At 61.0% G+C, this 17,027-nt stretch carries 13 protein-coding genes; 7 read left to right on the top strand and 6 right to left on the bottom strand.

Going from position 1 to position 17,027, the window contains the following annotated elements; all coding sequences use genetic code 11:
• Nucleotides 1-6: 6 nt before the first annotated feature.
• Nucleotides 7-1,098 (bottom strand): hypothetical protein, encoded by a 1,092-nt coding sequence (locus tag HWX32_RS06535; protein WP_175935241.1) that lies wholly within the window; start codon nucleotides 1,096-1,098, stop codon nucleotides 7-9.
• 227 nt (nucleotides 1,099-1,325) lie between these two features.
• Between HWX32_RS06535 and HWX32_RS06530 the strand changes: the two genes are divergently transcribed.
• Together HWX32_RS06530 and HWX32_RS06525 are read left to right on the top strand one after the other, a co-directional pair.
• Complete coding sequence (locus HWX32_RS06530; protein WP_175935240.1) at nucleotides 1,326-2,927, top strand: carboxylesterase/lipase family protein; 1,602 nt, start codon at nucleotides 1,326-1,328, stop codon at nucleotides 2,925-2,927.
• A gap of 153 nt (nucleotides 2,928-3,080) precedes the next feature.
• Nucleotides 3,081-3,935, top strand: coding sequence for a hypothetical protein (locus HWX32_RS06525; RefSeq protein WP_175935239.1), 855 nt, complete (start codon nucleotides 3,081-3,083; stop codon nucleotides 3,933-3,935).
• A 26-nt stretch (nucleotides 3,936-3,961) separates the two neighbouring features.
• On the opposite strand, the gene HWX32_RS06520 is transcribed toward HWX32_RS06525, so the two are convergent.
• On the bottom strand, nucleotides 3,962-4,486 hold the full coding sequence (locus HWX32_RS06520) for a hypothetical protein (RefSeq protein WP_254868312.1): 525 nt from the start codon (nucleotides 4,484-4,486) through the stop codon (nucleotides 3,962-3,964).
• Between the two features lie 111 nt (nucleotides 4,487-4,597).
• Between HWX32_RS06520 and HWX32_RS06515 the strand changes: the two genes are divergently transcribed.
• The 5 genes from HWX32_RS06515 (at nucleotide 4,598) to HWX32_RS06495 (ending at nucleotide 9,632) form a co-directional block, all read left to right on the top strand.
• On the top strand, nucleotides 4,598-5,857 hold the full coding sequence (locus HWX32_RS06515) for an MFS transporter (protein ID WP_242648237.1): 1,260 nt from the start codon (nucleotides 4,598-4,600) through the stop codon (nucleotides 5,855-5,857).
• Entirely contained in the window at nucleotides 5,854-6,849 is a 996-nt protein-coding gene (locus HWX32_RS06510) for a nucleoside hydrolase (protein ID WP_254868311.1), read from the top strand. The genes HWX32_RS06515 and HWX32_RS06510 overlap by 4 nt, the downstream gene beginning before the upstream one ends.
• 128 nt (nucleotides 6,850-6,977) lie before the next feature.
• A complete protein-coding gene (locus tag HWX32_RS06505) occupies nucleotides 6,978-7,790 on the top strand; it encodes an ECF transporter S component (RefSeq protein WP_175935237.1) in 813 nt (270 codons plus the stop codon).
• A 13-nt stretch (nucleotides 7,791-7,803) separates the two neighbouring features.
• On the top strand, nucleotides 7,804-8,484 hold the full coding sequence (locus HWX32_RS06500; RefSeq protein WP_254868310.1) for an energy-coupling factor transporter transmembrane protein EcfT: 681 nt from the start codon (nucleotides 7,804-7,806) through the stop codon (nucleotides 8,482-8,484).
• The gene (locus HWX32_RS06495) at nucleotides 8,475-9,632 is read left to right on the top strand and encodes an ATP-binding cassette domain-containing protein (RefSeq protein ID WP_175935236.1); all 1,158 of its coding nucleotides are present in this window, start codon (nucleotides 8,475-8,477) and stop codon (nucleotides 9,630-9,632) included. Before HWX32_RS06500 ends, HWX32_RS06495 begins: the two co-directional genes overlap by 10 nt.
• On the opposite strand, the gene HWX32_RS06490 is transcribed toward HWX32_RS06495, so the two are convergent.
• The 4 genes from HWX32_RS06490 to HWX32_RS06475 form a co-directional block, all read right to left on the bottom strand.
• Complete coding sequence (locus tag HWX32_RS06490; protein ID WP_175935235.1) at nucleotides 9,629-10,759, bottom strand: AAA family ATPase; 1,131 nt, start codon at nucleotides 10,757-10,759, stop codon at nucleotides 9,629-9,631. The genes HWX32_RS06495 and HWX32_RS06490 overlap by 4 nt on opposite strands.
• Before the next feature lie 190 nt (nucleotides 10,760-10,949).
• Entirely contained in the window at nucleotides 10,950-12,011 is a 1,062-nt protein-coding gene (locus HWX32_RS06485) for a DNA cytosine methyltransferase (protein WP_175935234.1), read from the bottom strand.
• 18 nt (nucleotides 12,012-12,029) lie between these two features.
• Nucleotides 12,030-13,760 carry a DUF1998 domain-containing protein gene (gene drmB, locus HWX32_RS06480; RefSeq protein WP_175935233.1) on the bottom strand — a complete coding sequence of 577 codons (1,731 nt, stop codon included), beginning with the start codon at nucleotides 13,758-13,760 and terminating at the stop codon, nucleotides 12,030-12,032.
• Between the two features lie 10 nt (nucleotides 13,761-13,770).
• Complete coding sequence (locus HWX32_RS06475; protein ID WP_175935232.1) at nucleotides 13,771-17,025, bottom strand: helicase-related protein; 3,255 nt, start codon at nucleotides 17,023-17,025, stop codon at nucleotides 13,771-13,773.
• Nucleotides 17,026-17,027 lie beyond the last annotated feature (2 nt).

Raw genomic sequence — 17,027 nt, 5'->3', positions numbered from 1 at the left:
CTGGGGTTACTCGGTGTCTTCTTCGGTGTCTTCAGTGTCGTCTTCCTCGTCCTCCTTCTTCCGGCGGCCCAGCAGGGCGCGCAGCGGGTTGCGCTTCTCGGCGTCGGTGTCGTCCGAGGCGTCGGTGTCGTCCGAGGTGTCGGTGTCGTCCGAGGCGTCTGTATCGTCCGAGGTGTCGGCGTCGTCCGAGTTGTCGGCGTCGTCCGAGGTGTCGGTGTCGGTGGTGGGTTCGTCCGCGGAGCCGTCGTTAAGCGACATGTGCTCCTTGAACCACGCCGCGAACTCCTGCGGCTTCGCGCTCAGGCGCTTGCCCAGCTCCTTTTCCTCGTCCGACTCTTTCTCCGGCAGCGGGGTGGCGAAGTCGGCGGGCAGTGCGCCGAGGGAGCCCTGCATGTTCTCGATGACCTTGTCTAGAAGCTTGCGGTTCGCCGCCGTGCCCGCCACCGCGCCGAGGCCGAGCGGCAGCATCTTGCCCAGGAACGCGCGGCGCATCTGCTTCGACAGGGAGCGCATCATCATCTTCTGCATGACGTTGTTCGTTTCCACGAGTGTGGGCCCTGAGAACTTCGCCATGGTGGCGCGGCCTGGTACGCGCTCGGCGTCGTCACCCACCAGCGCGTCCACAATCGCCACGCCTTTTGCGCCCATGAGCACTGAGAGCACGAGCTGGCGGCGGCGCTCCGGGTCGCTGATGTCCTCGCCGCGCAGGTAGGCAGAAGCCACCGCGTAGAACGCCACGAGGTCTAGAAACAGCGCGGACTCGCCGGCGATCGCCGCGGCACCCGTAATCAGGCCGACACCCGGCACCGCGGCCGCAGCACCCGCGCCAGCACCAGTGCCGGACACCACGCGCTTTAAGTGGGTATCCATCCGCTTCTGAATCTCCGCGGGGCTCGCCTCCGGGTCCTGGCGGCGCAGCCAGTTGACGTAGGTGCGGATTGTGCCGGTTTGCAGGTGCACTGCCTTATCGACGGCTCCGATAAACGCCTTGCCCAGCATCCCGGCGTCTTCCTCCAGCTGGCGCGGATCCGCCTCGCGGGCGGCGTTGATCTCGGCTTCCAGCTCCGCGTCGCGCTTCTTCTTGCGGCCAAACACCATGTTTTCTCCTTCAACGTCCGCGGCCCGCTCCGCAAACGTTGGGGCCTGCCTGTGAAAGCGCACGGGCTTTGAACTTCCGCCGTGCGCGCTGCCGGTTCAGTCTACGGAAACCGTGCAGCCGTACACCTGTCAACGCCTCAGTGCCCGCTGCATTCCCCGATGTCGCGGCCTAAGGCCCTGTCCTCCGGCTACTTGTCTCGCGCCGGGCACAGACTAGGGTTTACTGCATGATTGCCGCCAAGAATCCAGTCGCACACACGGCGGCGGGGAAAGTGCGCGGTATTGTCGACGAGCTCACGGGCGTGCGCACCTGGCGCGGTGTCCCGTACGGCGCCTCCACCGCCAGCGCGTGCCGTTTCCGCGCACCGCAGCCCGTCGGCCGCTGGGCGGGGGAGCGCGACGCCACAACGTTCGCCCCGCCCGCGATGCAGGGCACCTTCGGCTGGCGCGACGCGGTGGTGGGCACCGAGGACTGCCTCACCCTGGACATCGTGCGGCCGGACACCGACGACGTGCTGCCGGTGGTGGTGTACTTCCACGGCGGCACCTTCGTCACAGGGGCGAGCAACGAGAAGGTGCTGCAGGGCCATTACCTGGCCAAGGCCACTGACGTGGTGTACGTCTCGGTGAACTTCCGGCTGGGCGTGTTGGGGTATTTGGATTTCCGCTCGGTGGGCAAGGATTGCGTGGCTAACCCGGCGATTATGGATCAGATCTTGTCGCTGGAGTGGATCCACGACAACATCGCCAACTTCGGCGGCGACCCGAACAAGGTGACCATCATGGGCGAATCCGCTGGCGGCGCCGCGGTGATGCACTTAATGTGCGCCCCGGCCGCGCGCGGGCTGTTCCACCACGCCGTGGCGCAATCGCCGCCGCCAGCAAGCGTGCACTCGCGCCTGCAAGCCGCGATGTGGGTGCGCGAGCTGATTAACAGACTCGGCCTGCCGCGCACAACTACTATCGACGAGCTCCGCGAGGTAGACGCCGAAGAACTCGTCCGCGCCGGGCAGTCCATGCTGCTCAACGGTAAGCAGCTCGTGCAGCTGAACTCCAGCTTCATGCCCACCGTCGACGGCGCGACGATGCCGAAGCACCCCATCGACACCTTCGAGGAAGGCGAGCAGGCCGCGGTACCTCTGATCGTGGGCACGAACTCCGACGAGGCGAGCTTCGCCAAGGCGATTTACCAAACGACGAAACAGCGCCAGCGCGCCGCGCGACGCGCGTTGGAGAACTTCGACGCGGAAAACGCCTTGGACGTGCTTCGCGCCTACGGCTACGTGGGCGAACGCGGCGACTTCGCGGACCTCATCGCGGACGCGGTGTTCTGGGCGCCGTCGGTGATTTTGGCGACCGCGCACCGTCGTAAAGCGCCGACGTGGATGTACCGCTTCGAGTACGCGTCCGCCACCATGCGCCGGCTCGGCCTTGGCGCGATGCACACCGCCGACCTGGTGGCGGTGTTCGGCGACGCGAACGCCACGCGAGCAAGCAAGCTGGACCGCTTCGGCTCGAAGGAAGCGTTCGAGGAGGTCAGCCGGGTGATGCAATACCACTGGGGCAGCTTCTTTCACACGGGCGCGCCGGGTGCGGAGTGGCCGGTGTACGGCTTCCGCAGCGACGACAAACCGGGCCGCGCGACCGCCGTGTTCGATTTAGAGCCGCGCGTGGAGTACGACCCGAAGGCGTCGCAACGACTGGCGTGGGAATCCTTCGACATGCGCGAGTGGGGCAACAACCGCCAGGATCTCATCGATTCGGCTGCGGAGTTCTTCGGCGTGGATGTGCCGGACCTGCCCACCGAGGATGAGCTAGGCACCGAGTAGGCGCGGCGGTGCACACCGCGCGCTGACCGTAAAGCGGCGGGTAAAAAGGCTGGGAAGTAGCGGGCGTTTTTTCGCGCGTTGTGCGCGCAGCGGGGCGTGAGTGGCTAGGCTGGGGCAGTCCCCTTGGTGCGAGGCGTAAAGGAACCGTTTGCCATGAGCTTTTTCGAGGACATCGCGGCCGCGCTGGACCGCGAAGGTATTGAGTCGCGCGTGGGCGGCGACACCATGTTCGTCCCGATGACCGCGGCGCTGGAGATCCAGTTTGTGGAGATCGACCCGCACCTGCCAGCCGCGAACGTGTACATCGCGGCGGCGGATGTGGACGAGGACGACGAAGACTTCGAGGCTGTGCTGGTGGCCGTGGTGTTCTCCGTGGAGGATGCCGTGGCCGCGGTGGCGGAGCACATGGCCACCGACCAGGTGGTCACCGTGTTGCGCGACCTGCTCGAGGGCACCGACGAGCGCATCGGCGACCTGGAGTTCTTCCAGGACCACCTTAACCCGCAGCAGGTGCGCGCCGAGGTGGGGGAGAACGCCGAGCTGCAGGTGGTTGTTGAGGCCGTCGACGGCGTGCCGTGCGCGAAGGTGACCTTCGTGGCGCTGCCGGACGACTACGACGATGTGATCGAGGACGCCGAGGGCGAACTGTGGGAGTCCGACGGCGACGCCGAGCTCACGGAGGAGGACCGCGCGCGACTGTTCGACGCGATCCACAACGAGGCGGTCGCGGACGCGGAGCGCCTGGAGCTGGGCAGCTTCACCGATTTTGACAGGCTTTTCGACGTGCTTTCGCTCGCCGCCGACCAGGCTGGGGACTGGGAAGCACAATTGTTGCCCGTGGACGAAGACTTCGAGGAACCAGACGTCTACGACATCTTCGGCCAGGACGACATCGAGGAAGACGACATCGAGGACGACGTTGAAGATGACGTCGAGGACGAGGTCGACGCCGACCTGGACGAGGACCTTGCCGACCTCGAAGACGCCGACCTCGACGACGAGGACTAGCCCCGCCGATTCCGCCGCGGCGCGTCCTACGCCGCGGTGAGGCCCTCGAACATGGACGGCGGCGACGCGATCGGGGTAAACGTCCCGTCCACCAGCCACACGTAGCTCACCGCGCGCGCCGCGGGCAGCTCGTGCACCGCGTGCGCGTGGTCTTCAGGCACCATCGCGCGCACCCACGCCTCAGTGAGCTCGGTGTCCACCGGTACGCCCGAGGCCTCGGAGATCCTCATCTCCACCAGGTAGGCCGGTACCTGTGTTTCGCCGTAGCCCTGTATCCGCGCCCTCGCCCGTGGACCGACCCTGCGACGAGTGACGGCCACGGAAAGCTGCGGCCCGAAGTCGGTGCGCGGCAGCTTCACCACCGGCGGGCGCCAAGAAGCTGTGGGGCGCGATAGTGAGCGCGGGTGGTGCAGGACGGCGTTGACTGCGTCGAGGGTTTCGGCGTGGCGGTCGCGCAGCTGGGCGGCCGCAGCTTCGGGAGCCAACGCGGCGCGGGTGCGATTGTGGGAGCGGACGACATTGAACGGGTTGTGCGTGTTGAACTTGATCATGGCGCAAACCCTAGAACCCCGGTTCGACACGAAAACTCGCCCGACAAACAAATGTTCGAAACTTTGACACGAGGTAACCTCTCCGCCCTCGAAGGTCTACTCTTGCGGGTCATGGAGCAACACGCTGAGCGAGCACACAACATGGCGTCGACACGCTCAGCGTCGTCGACAGGCCGCGGCCCGGCCATCCCGCGCACGATCTGGGTGCTGGTGTGCGCCGCCTTCATCATCGCCTTGGGCTACGGGATCATCGCGCCCGTGTTGCCGCAGTTCGCGGGCAGTTTCAACGTCTCCATGGCGGCAGCTGGCGCAGTAGTGTCCGTCTTCGCTCTGGCGCGCCTGCTGGGTGCGCCGGGGGCGGGCGTGCTCGTCGATAAGCTTGGCTCCCGCCCGATCTACCTCACCGGCCTGCTCATCGTGGCGGTGTCTACGTTTATGGTGGCGTTCGCGCAGGCGTACTGGCACATTTTGCTGCTGCGGTTTATCGCCGGCTTCGGCTCCACCATGTTCACCCTTTCGGCCCAGGCGCTGATTGTGCGCGTGACGCACCCGTCCATTCGCGGGCGCGCCAACGCGCTGTACGCAACGGCGTTCCTGCTAGGAAACATCCTCGGCCCGGTGCTGGGCGCGGTGCTGTCGTTCGCGGGTCAGCGCCTGCCGTTTGCTATCTACGGCGTGGGCGTGGGCCTGGCGGCGTTCATCGTTTGGTCGCTCACGCACCCGAAGCCGGGCGTGCAGCCCACCACTCTGGACAAGCCGGCGATGCGGCTCAAGCAGGCCTGGCGCGAACCCGCATACAAGGCGCTGCTCTCCGGCGCGTTTGTCAACGGGTTTGTGAACTTCGGTGCGCGCGTGGCGGTGCTGCCGCTATTCGCCGCATCCGTCTTCGAGCACGGCGCCGCCGCCTCCGGTTTCGCGCTCACCGCGTTCGCCCTGGGCATGGCTATCATGCTGCAGGTCTCGGGCGCGTTGACCGACCGCATTGGGCGCCGCCCGCTCATCATCGCGGGCCTGGTGGTCTCCGGCGTGTTCACCGGCGTGCTGGGGTTCGCCACGAGCTTTTGGCCGCTGCTCATCCTCTCCGCGATGGCGGGCGTGGGCGGCGGGCTCATGGGCCCGGCGGTGCAGGCGTCGCTGGCGGACATCATTGGCAACGACCGTTCGGGCGGCAAGGTGCTGTCCACCTTCCAGATGACCCAAGACGCCGGCCAGATCCTCGCGCCGATCCTGCTTGGCGCAGTCGCGCAGGCCGCGGGCTTTAGCTGGGCGTTCGGCATATGCGGCGTCCTCTCGGCCGCGGCGCTGCTGGTCTGGCTGTTCGTCGGCACAGAAACCCGCCCGGCCAAGCAGGTGAAAGGAGCCAAAGCGTGAGAGTGATCCTTGATTGCGACCCGGGCATCGACGACACGTACGCCCTAATCCACCTCGCGGCGAAGCACCACACGGGCGAGCTCGAGTTGGAGGCCGTGACCACCACCGCCGGCAACGTCGGCGCCGTGCAGTGCGCGCAGAACGCCGCGTGGGTGCTTTCCCTGTGCGGTTTGCACACGATCCCCATCGCCGCGGGTTGTCCGCAGCCGGTGGAATGGGAGCTGACCACCACTCCGGAGACGCACGGGGACTTCGGCTTGGGGTACGCGCAGGCTCCGCAGCGCCACATCGACACGGACTGGCAGGAGCTGTGGCTCGATGCCATTTCGCGTGGCACGCAGGACTTACACCTCATTGTCACTGGCCCCATGACGAACTTGGCGGTCTTCGCCGCGAATTACCCGGAGCACTTCGCGGCACTCGAGCGCATCACCGTGATGGGCGGCGCCTTCAACTACCCGGGCAACACGACGCCGAGCGCGGAGTGGAACTTCTGGGTGGATCCACACGCAGCGGCCGCGGTCTTTGCCCAAGCGCGCACTGAGCTCACCGTCTGCCCGCTGAACGTCACGGAGCGCATGCTGCTTACCCCCGACGCGTTGCGGCGCCACATCGCTGCCCTTGGGCAGGCGGAGATTGCGCGGCATATGGAGCCCATCACGCGTTTCTATTTCGAGTTCCACCAGGAGGTGGGGGAGGGCTACCGCGCGCAGATCCACGACTTGCTCACCGTCATCGTTGCGCTTGGCGGCACAGGGGCATTTTGCTTATCGACGGTAGACGTCGAAGCCGACTCGCCCTTAACCCGAGGCACGTCCCTTTCCGACGCGGACGGCGGATTTTGGGGCCGAGAGCCCAACGCCCGCATCCTCACCGACGCGGACATCGATTCCGCCTGGGCCCAGTTCACCGAGTCCTGCGAGGTGCTCGCCCGCGCCGCCGCGGGGGACGCCGACATTGAGCGCTCCCGCCACCTGCGCGCGGACGACTAGGCCGGGTATGGTGCCCCCGCCCTGCTAGAATTCCCCACCGGTACGCCCCCGGCCGAGGTGACATAGGTGATGATGCGGGGTGAACTCAACGCACATTTATTTCCGCGATCTCCTAGGGAGTCTCCGCTATGTCTACCTCGAACCCCACCCGCGCCACCGCTGAGTGGACGCCCGCCCGCCGTGCGCTCATCATCGCCGGCGCTGTGATCATCGCCGCGACCTGGCTCTACCTCGTGCTCGCGCGCCCGACTGACTGGGATACGGTGACCGGTTCCACCTCCGGCATCATCACGCTCGCCGGCTACGGCATCGGCACGATCTGCCTGCTCGTGGCCGCGGTGCCTGTGTTGCCGGCGCGCACGCTCGGGTTGATCCCGATCGCCATGATCATCAACTCCGCAGTCGGCGAGCTCGTCGGTTCTTCGCCGTTGCCGCTGTACTTGGATTCCATCGGCACCGTGCTCGTCGCGGCTCTGGCGGGCCCGATCGCGGGCATGACCACCGGCGCGCTGAACAACGTGGTGTGGGGCCTGCTCAACCCGGCAGCGCTGCCGTTCGCGGCGGGTGCGGCGCTGATCGGCTACCTCTCGGGCGAGTTCATCCACCGCTTCAACGCCTTCAAGAACGTCGGCTTTGTGGTGCTCTACGGCATCGTGCTTGGCATTATCGGCGGCATGGTCGCGGCCCCGGTGGCGGCCTTCGTGTACGGCGGCACCGCAGGCGTGGGCACCGGCGCGCTGGTGTCGCTGTTCCGCGAGATGGGTGGCTCGCTGCTCGCATCCGTCACCTCGCAGGCGTTTATCTCGGACCCGGTGGATAAGGTGCTGGTCATGCTCATCGCGTACGCGGCGGTGAAGGCACTTCCGCGCCGCACGGTGGATTCGTTCGCCCCGCAGGAAGGCCTCGGCGCGCGCGGCGCCGTCGCGGCCACCGAGAAGTAACTCACCCAGCACTGTGGTCAACCCCCTCACCGCCTTGAGCGTCGGGTTCTCCGGCTGGATTCTGGTGATGGGCCTAAACACCCCGGTGGTCTCCGCCGCGGTGATTGCCGCGGCGCTCATCGTCGGCACCGCCAAGACGCGCAACGCCTCGCTCATTGTGGCCGTCGGTCTGCTCGCCGCGCCGGTGGTGGCCTCCATGGTGCTCATCCACGCGCCCTATGGTGAGGAGCGCATCGCCCCGCTGCTCACCGCCGACGGGTTGCGTGTCGCGGGCGAGCTCGCGCTGCGTTTCACCGCGCTGATCTCCAGTCTGCTCGCGGCGTCCGCGTTCGTCCGCGTGCCGGACCTCGCCAAAGCACTGCAGGTGTTGCCGGGCGGCAACCGCATTTCCTACCTCGCGGGCTCCACGCTGCAGCTTTTCCCGCAGGGCACGGACCGGGTGCGCATTGTCCGCGACGCGAACCGGCTCAAGAATCGCCCCGTCACCCTGAAAACGGCGGTGCCGCACCTCATCATGCCCATGCTCACGGAGCTGCTCACTGTGGGCGCGGCGCGCGGCCAGGCGCTTGAGACGGCGGGATACGACCTGGTGGGCCGCCGCACCGTGCTTCGCCCGGTACACGATTCCCGCCTGCAGCAGCTCATCCGCTGGTCCGTACCCATCTTGTGTGTGGCGGTGGTCGTGTGGATCTAGATCTTCTTTCGCGCGCACTCGAGGGCCACAACACGGTGCAGGTGGTGGCGGATTCGGGGGCGGGGCTAAGCAGCGTCGCAAAGCAAGTGCACGAAACCTGGCCGGACGCCAAGGTGGTGGGGCAGGACCCGGTGGCGCACGTGACGTACCTGCGCGAAACGGTGATTGAAGAGGTGGCGATAGGCCTCGAGCAACACGGCGTCCCCCGCGAGGAGATACAGGCGCGGTGCGAGACGATCCTCGCCGCCGCGGGCCTGGACACGCTCGCTGAGCGCAATCCCGCGAAGCTTTCCGGCGGCCAGACTCGCCGCCTGGCTATCGCTGCGGTGGCGGTGCTTGAGCCGGGCACATTGCTTCTCGACGACCCCTTCGCCGGCCTCGACCCCCATTCCGCAACCCAGATCACGCAACTGCTCGAGGCGCTGCCGTCGAAAATCGTTGTGCTGGGCAACAGGCCGCGCGACATCGATTCGGTAGTGCTTAGCATTATCGACGGTTCCCTAACCAGCGATCTTCCCACCCCACACACGCGTAAGCTGCCGCCCCGAGTGGCACGTTCGCAGGCCGCGCCCCTCGACCTTGGCGAGGTGTCCGCAACCCGTGGCGGGGAAGCGCGCAAGTGGTGGCAATTCCGCGATCGCTCCGCGCCGGAGTTCACCGCAGGCCCCGTGCACCTGGAAGTACAGCCTGGGGCGGTGGTGTGGCTGCGTGGTGAGAACGGCTCGGGCAAGACGACGCTGCTTCGCGCCATGGCCGGCCTGGACGGCAACCCCGGCGTCGGCGTGCCCACCTCGCTCGCGTTGCAGCGCGCCGCCGACCAGCTCGCCGAATCCACGGTGGGCGATTTCCTCGGCAGCCCAGGGCTAGCTTCCGAGCTGGGCCTGGACCCGGAGATGCACCCCCTGGACCTGCCAGCCGCGCACCTGCGCCTCGCGCAGCTAAAGCAGGTGTTCGGGCAGGGGCGGGAGCTTGTGCTTCTCGACGAGCCCGACGTCGGCCTCGACCCACCCACCCGCGACCGTGCCCACGCCGTCATAGCCGAAGGCCTTCAAGCCAGCCAGGCCGTGATCCTCACCTGCCATGACAAGACCTTCGCCGCGGAGGTGGGGGAGTACGCCGAGCTCGAGACGGTGTGGTTGGGTGCTTAGTCCCAGCCGGTATCCCGGATGCCGCCGTGCAGCAGGTGGTGGGCCATGTGCGGAATGACAAAGTTGAGGGTTCCTCGACGCGGGCTGTACACCAGCTCTCTTTGAATTAGGCCTTGCCGAGCCATAGTCAACTCTTGAGGACGCTTTCCAAGGTGGGCTGCGATATCCCCGGTATCTACAGGCGACATGTCTTTCTGAAGCTCAGCCATTGCAGCCAAATACTCAATCTGGGAGTGTGGGACACCCGCAAGTGCCGGCTCGTGCACCAGCTGACCTAGGGTGTCCAAAACGGTCGGGGAGACTGTCTGGATATCCGCTACCTGAATCTTCCTCTCCGCTCTGTCGCGCACCTCCTCAACCAGATGGAAACCGAGCAGCTGAATCAGGAACGGGTAACCGCGGGTTATGGAGGTAGCTTGTTCCAGAGCCTCCGAGTTGAAAGAGACGTCTCCTTCTGCTGCCGTCGAGCGAAGGACCTCGGTAGTTTCCGCAGGCGACATTGGTGCGAGACTCACGTGCTGGGCACGTCGCAAAAAGGTCGTCCCTGGATGTTTAAGCAACTGGGCAATACCGTCAGGGAGCCCGGCAGCAGCGAAGGCGATATTCCGGTTGTCACGCCTGAGGTCTTGGATAGCAGAAGAAAGCTCCCAGAGTTCCTGGGGGTTTGTGCTTTGCACTTCGTCCAATGTGATGACGACGCCAGACTGTGCACCGACGGCATCGCAAAGCGTGTTGAGTCGAGCGATCAGTGACGGGACCGGCTTTTCCGCTTCGGTTGTTTCAGTGGAGATCCCGCCGATGCCTGCAACGTTGATGCCGGTGACCCGTCGCGGATTGGAACCGTCCTGACGTAGCGTTTGGATTGCCTGGGGCAGCGTTGAATCTACGAGGGGCTTGATGAGACTGTGCGGTTGAGCTCGCGCGACAACCCAGCCGACTTTTGCCGCGGCATCCTCAATTTCATTGAGCGTAATAGTCTTGCCGATTCCCCTTGGGCCCGAGATGAGCAGTGTGCGTCGCGGATCGCCAGCACCCCCAAGTAGCCCGTCAGAGAAACGGTCGACGATCTGAGCGCGTCCCATCACGATGATGGGCGAGACGCCGAAGGTGGGAGTGAACGGATTCAAGGGTCCTCCTGTTACCAACCGAGGCTTTATACTCTTTATATTCTTTATACTCTTTATACAACTGCTCGACTTTATACTCTTTATACTTGGCGCTGAACTGGAGCGATCCGCATCTTCCTTAACATCAACCACCCGGAATCTGTAAAGCGTTCCAGCCGTTCAACTGTTGAGAGACTCTTATGCGCCATAATCAGTCGAAATGCTTGAGAAGTTCGTTACCGATGGCGATACCGAGGGGGATAGGTACGGCGTTGCCGATCTGACGGGCAATCGAAGTCTTGGATCCGACCCATTTGAAATTGTCGGGAAAACCCATCAACCGGGCAGCTTCGTGGTGGGTGATTGCGCGATCTTCTTCTGGGTGTATATATCGCCCCTTCTCCGGTTTGAAAAATTCTGTCCGAATTGTGACCGAAGGGCGGTCCCAATGCAGTCGGCCCATGACGTCCCCAGAACCACTCGTGTGTTTACGCCAACACGGGGACTTCAAATCATCGGGAAGGTTAAATCGGTTTCCCCCAGCGGGGATGTTAGCAAACCGCTTCTTTGATATTTCTTCGTAATGCCTGGTGAGGTGAAGCTCGTGTGTAAAAAAGGGGCCAGGCCGTCGGTTTTCCCCCGGACCGGTGAATCTTTCTGGCAGGTCCGTATCAGTGACCTTCATAGGTAGGCCGCGAAACGCATCTGCGACGGTCGCTAATTCAGTTTGGAAGAGGATCGGCAGCGGCATGTATAGCTGGGGACAATCTTTCCTCGACCCCAGGATTATCATGCGCTTGCGGCTTTGGGGGGCACCATAATCCGCAGTGTTGACCTGATGGATCGATGCTGTGTAGTTCTCCAGCATGCCGTCGTTGAGCTCCTCAAGAAAGACGTCCTTCTGCGGGGACTTTACAAACTGAGGCACATTCTCCATGACGAAGTACTTGGGACCCGCCTGCTTTACGACTTGAGCGTAGGCGCGCCAGAGAAGATTTTTTTCGTCATCGACGATCTGCTTCCCGAGCGTTGAAAAACCTTGGCAGGGTGGCCCTCCAACGATGACGTCGCAATCGGCAACCGTTCCATCTTTCAACCAAACTTCAATTGGGGAATTAACGACGTTGGCTGCTTCGAAGTTAGCTTGGTAGGTGAGGGCGGCATCGATATCCATCTCAACGGCCTGAACCATCTCGAACTTTGGGCTAGCTTCGCGCAACCCCTGGCTGAGGCCGCCCGCGCCCGAGAAAAGGTCCGTGACACGGATACCCATGTGGTGTTCGCTTTCGTCTTAGAAAAGATCTGAGAAGAATCCCATAGCAGGATCCTCCGGTGTCCCAATGAGCAGTGCCCGATCGAGCAAAACATTATTGTGCTCACACGAAACCTCTGGCACGAACATGCAGTAGTGGCAAGCTGCCAGATTTAAGCTGTCGAGACCTCGGACTCCAGATTCTATGCATACGGGATCGGCCGTACACCATCGGGCTGTTTCAAGAGCGCCCAGGAGTATGCTCTGAAGCTTTTCTAGAGTGCCAAGGGCTGCCAGGCCACCTAAAGAACCTGCTGAATCAGTGCCAGCTGTGTAGAGGAGAACCCCAGATTGTCCGGGTTTGGAGTAAACACGTTCTCGGATCGACGAAGCTGTATAACCTGCTTGCAGTGCCAACTGGTTGATAAGGACATGGGACAGCGAGTGCAACAAGATTTGGCGGACTGTCGCAGTGCCTGCAATGGTCGTTCTCGATGCGTTTTGAATCCGGAATAGCCGCTGTTCTGGCCATTCCTGTCGTTCCCAAGCGGAAAGCATATCCTCATCAATACGCAAAAAGATGCCCTCTCCCCACGCCTCGATTGCCGGAAGCCAGTTTTCAGGCCTACTGGAAAGGAGCCTGGCGGGTTTCTTGTGGTCGTCTTTACTGGGCTCTACGCGGAAGAACCCGGTCAGAGCTCGTATCTCGCGGAGCCGTGGAACCGCTGAAACTCCGCTGATCTTAGTTTCTTGTGTGGTGGGTACAGTCACGGGCTGCGGGTAACATAGAAATTCGTTGGCTCCACCATCATCGCGGAATTCTTGCTGGAGAGCCGCGTACTCACGGTCGCGGAGTTCGGCCAGAGCCTCATCACTTTCCCGCTGAAGAGCCCTATTTGCACTGGCCTTGAGAAGCTCGAAGTCAAGATTTTCCTTCAGCGCCTTCATGCTGAGGTAGTCGTCAAGGTCACCCCCGAGACGCTGAAGAACGCCAATGTGGTCATCGACGAACTGTTGTATGGGGTCGTTACTGATTACTTCGGGAACGGTAATGGAAGATTCGACAATGCTTTGCCACACACTTGTCGCACCGCGCTGGAGACCGATCAAATCCCTGCTGCAACGGTCAGATGGCCGATAGAGCCAGGGGTATTTTCCTTGACATTTTCCAATCTTGGTCCGGCCTAAAGCGCCCTCCATAGACCTAGAGGCGCCGCATGTGCATCGCACAATTAGCCCCCTCAAGCTGTCGTCGGACGATTCACTGAAAAGTCTCAACTTGTTCTTCGAGGGATCGCAGGAAACTTCTTCGCCGCGATGCACCCAACTGAAATATGGAAACTCCTGAATGTGGCCGTCGGGGCAGACCGCTACAAAGCGCGAAGGCCTCAAGATCGCTGACTCATCCTTGCAATAGGCACAAATTTTTGTAGATTGGCCGTTACTTTTGCTGGTAGCGATATTTGACCAGTAATCGAGACGGTTGCACCTGGAACAAAGGTAGTAGAGCGGGAAACGTTTAACAGGCAGCTTGTAAAAGGAATCAGACGGTGGCACAAAAAGGTTCTCGACGCCCAATGCCTGAGCGAATCGGTCACTGACGATCTCGTTCTTAAAATACCCATCATCCTTGTCGGTGAGCCACTTCTCTGGCCAAGAATCCTGCCCAAGGACGATGAAACTTTCTTGTTCCACTGGGATGAGCGATCCAATGCCATATGTCGTAATCATTTGAGAACGCCGCACAGTGGTTAACGGCTCTTTCTTCATATCGTTTGTTCTAGTCCGGCCGATCGCCATTTTTGGGACCTCCTTCACGCAGTACTAAATGAGTCTCGGAATCAACGTCTCTCAAACTCGTCAAGGTTTCCCAGGATGGCCGTTCACTGAAGCGATCTGGGCCATCGAAGGTCCCCGCTTGAACCATCAAAGAGGCGTCGGTTACCTTTCGAGACCTGGTTCGTGGATCCTTCATTCTGCCGTATTCAGTTTGCTGGTCCTGATGCTCGTTTTCGTTTGCAAAATTAACCCATTCATCCAGCAAACTACTTAGCCGAGTTTCCAGGGCGGAAACCTCCGCGGAGTCACCAGTAATCTCGCGGGCTCGTTCCACTAATGGAACAACTATCTCGGATTGAACTCTGTGTTTCTGCTCCAGAATCGAACCAGCTGAAGAAGCCGCTCGTAGTTCGGGGATGAGCAATCGCGTGGCCGAAACTAAAACGCCGTGTGCACCGCGATCACGTGCCCGGGGTGAATACGGGGTAGCTGTTGTAGCCTCGACAGAGCTATAGAGTGTGCGATGGAAAAATTCGAAATTTTCGAAATGTGATACATCGCGGGTCCGGTAGGGATTAAAGGCCACAAACACTAGGCCGGGATGCTGGCGGCCTACCCGAGAAGTGGCCTGAATGTACTCAGATGCGTTCTGGGGTTGGCCAGCAACAACCATCAGTCCAAGTCTGTCGATATCAAGTCCTACGGAGATCATGTTGGTAGCCAGGATAATATTCGGCGTTGCTGGATCTGGGTACTTGCGTTTCATATTCTCCCTGGTGCTTGCGATCTCACCCGAGTTTTTCCTTGAAGTCAGCTCCGAAGGAAGCGTTTCCGATGGGCCACGTCGCACATCAACTCCACGTCTTTGGGCAATAGCCTTCATGCGAAGGGGAATATCATCTACTGCTTGCAAACTAGCGGCGCCTAGAACTCGGAGGCTGTTGAAGTAACCCAATAACGTCCAATACGTATCCAGAACTTGATGCCATTCTTCGGGACTGAGTTCCTCCGGTGCCTGAAGTTCACTTGTTCCCTGTAGAAGGGCGGCATATAAACGAATGAGAAGCGTCGCCTGCGAAGTTCCTGGCGCTATCACTCCGACGTAGCGCCTTGAACCTTGAACGTCTCGCGGAGCGGTTTTTGAAAAGTAGTTATCACCAGGTTCTAACCCCTGAGGGGGGAATTGGAAGGCTTGCCTGTTAAAAATGGACCTTGTTTGCTCGGCTGCCTGTCGAATTGTCGCCGTAGACGCGATGATCTTAGGTTTGTGACCGCCACTTTGGGTTAGAGCGAGATCAATAGCCGATTCATAAAGGCCGACCATTGTTCCTAACGGACCTGACAGCAGGTGAAACTCGTCTTGAACCACTAAGTCTGGCGCAAGGTTATCGCCTTCGGAGGTTAGTAGCTCGGAAACCTCGGCTTTCCAGGCCATTAGGGCGAACTTGTCCACGGTGCCGATGAGAAGGGAAGGATGTTTTGCATAGACATCCTCGTCCACAAAGTAGAGCGGCAACCCATCCTTGAACGCGCAATTCGGATTAGTACACGGAATCAGTAACTCTTCGTTTTCTATACGGTATGCCGAGAAGGGGATCGATGTTGCGCATTGGGGACATTTGCGAACTTGATATAGAAGAGATTCTTCCCTGTTGATGTTGTGAGCGGAAACTTGGTTTCGATTGTCTAGTGCTTTGCGGACATCGTCGTAGGTGTTGGGGGTGGTGTTGTGCCCAACCCACATTCCGAGAGAGATAGGCGCGGTTGTGTGTGAGAGCTTCTTTCGTCTCGTGACCTCCATAGCGCAGATCAGTTTGGCAGCGCGATCAAACTGATCGCTAGTGAGCAGGCGGAGAGTGTAACGCATGATTGCTGAGACACCGCCAGCTTCCGGATGGCGGATGCGTCGCAGAAAAATGGAGTATGCAATACAGCCCAGATACGCTTCGGTTTTTCCGCCGCCTGTCGGAAACCAGAGAATATCGGCTATGTCCCTGTCACTGTGTTCTGGATCTGAAATACCAGGTAAGTTCATTAAGATGAATGCGAGCTGAAACGGACGCCATTTGAAGTGCTTAATCAAATCTGGCTGGTTTGGATCGCGGCGTTGTTCTAGCATCGCCTCATTCATTAGACGAAAAGCATGCCTGATGTCCTCGTTTTCTTTCGCTCTCAGCAGGTTCACGCCAGCAGCGATGCGAGCACTGCATTCGGAGGCTTTCCTGAGGTTCGTTGCTCCGATCTGATACTCAAGATCATTGAGGTTAGATTTCTCTTGCTCGAGCAAGACTCGCTGGGATTCAATCCACCGATCATATGCTTCACGCACCCGGTCAAGCTCTGAGTAATCCTTGGTTTCGGCCAGACGCCCGATGTTCAGATCATATTCACCAAGCGGATCTCCCGTTCCTCCCCTGTTAGGGTCGGCAAGCAAGACCTCGTAGGTTGGGAAGTAGGTTGACGATATTTCGGTCACATTCGCGGGGTCCCGATCCCACGTTGCTGAACATCCGTGCCCCAACGCGAGGTTCGGCTCGTTGCGATAGAGGAAGTCAAGTTCTCGCAGTTCCTCGCTGCGGTGAGACATCTCGTAATGGGGCCGGCCCTCAACAAAAGAACCTTCGGCAAGACTGAGATGGAGGCGAGGGCGGAACCAGCAGAGCGCGTCTTTGCGCTCTCCTTGAATCGATACGTTGGTATTGACAAGGCTGATGGTGACACTGACTCTTCGATCCCGAGCAGGACGGACTACGGCTGTAAGTCGGATGCCGCGTTCGGCGTCATCGAACAGCGTGTGGTTCAACGTCTTGGTCTGATTTCTGGGGATAAGAATCTCTGCCGTTTTGGAGAGCGGCTCTGGCTTCCAAACAGGAGTCCGGTTCTCCGTATCTTCGAACCGGACGTAACGGGTTGCCTCAAACCGACAATCGATGCGCGAAGTTATGTAGCTGTCGACTGCGACAGTCAGACCCATAGATGAAGGCAAAGACGAATTCGATAGCGAAACCCCAAAATCATCGGTAAATCGCCCGTCAACCTGCGTCTTTATTTCTCCGTATTCTCGGTCTTCTTCGCCCTCCATCTCGAGCGAAACGTGGTCCTCTTCCGGGGATTGCTGAGGGTGTAGAACTCCTACGATCATGCGGTTAAGAGGCCACCCCTGGATAGTCTCACCTGGTTCACCTTGTAGATCGCTACCGACGTATGCGGCGAGGCTCTCGCGGGCGTTATACCAGTGATTGAGGGTGAGTGTCACGG

Origin of the sequence: Corynebacterium sp. Marseille-P4321 (assembly GCF_903645305.1) — a bacterium.
Lineage (GTDB): Bacteria > Actinomycetota > Actinomycetes > Mycobacteriales > Mycobacteriaceae > Corynebacterium.
This window is presented reverse-complemented; position numbering and strand designations above follow the sequence as displayed.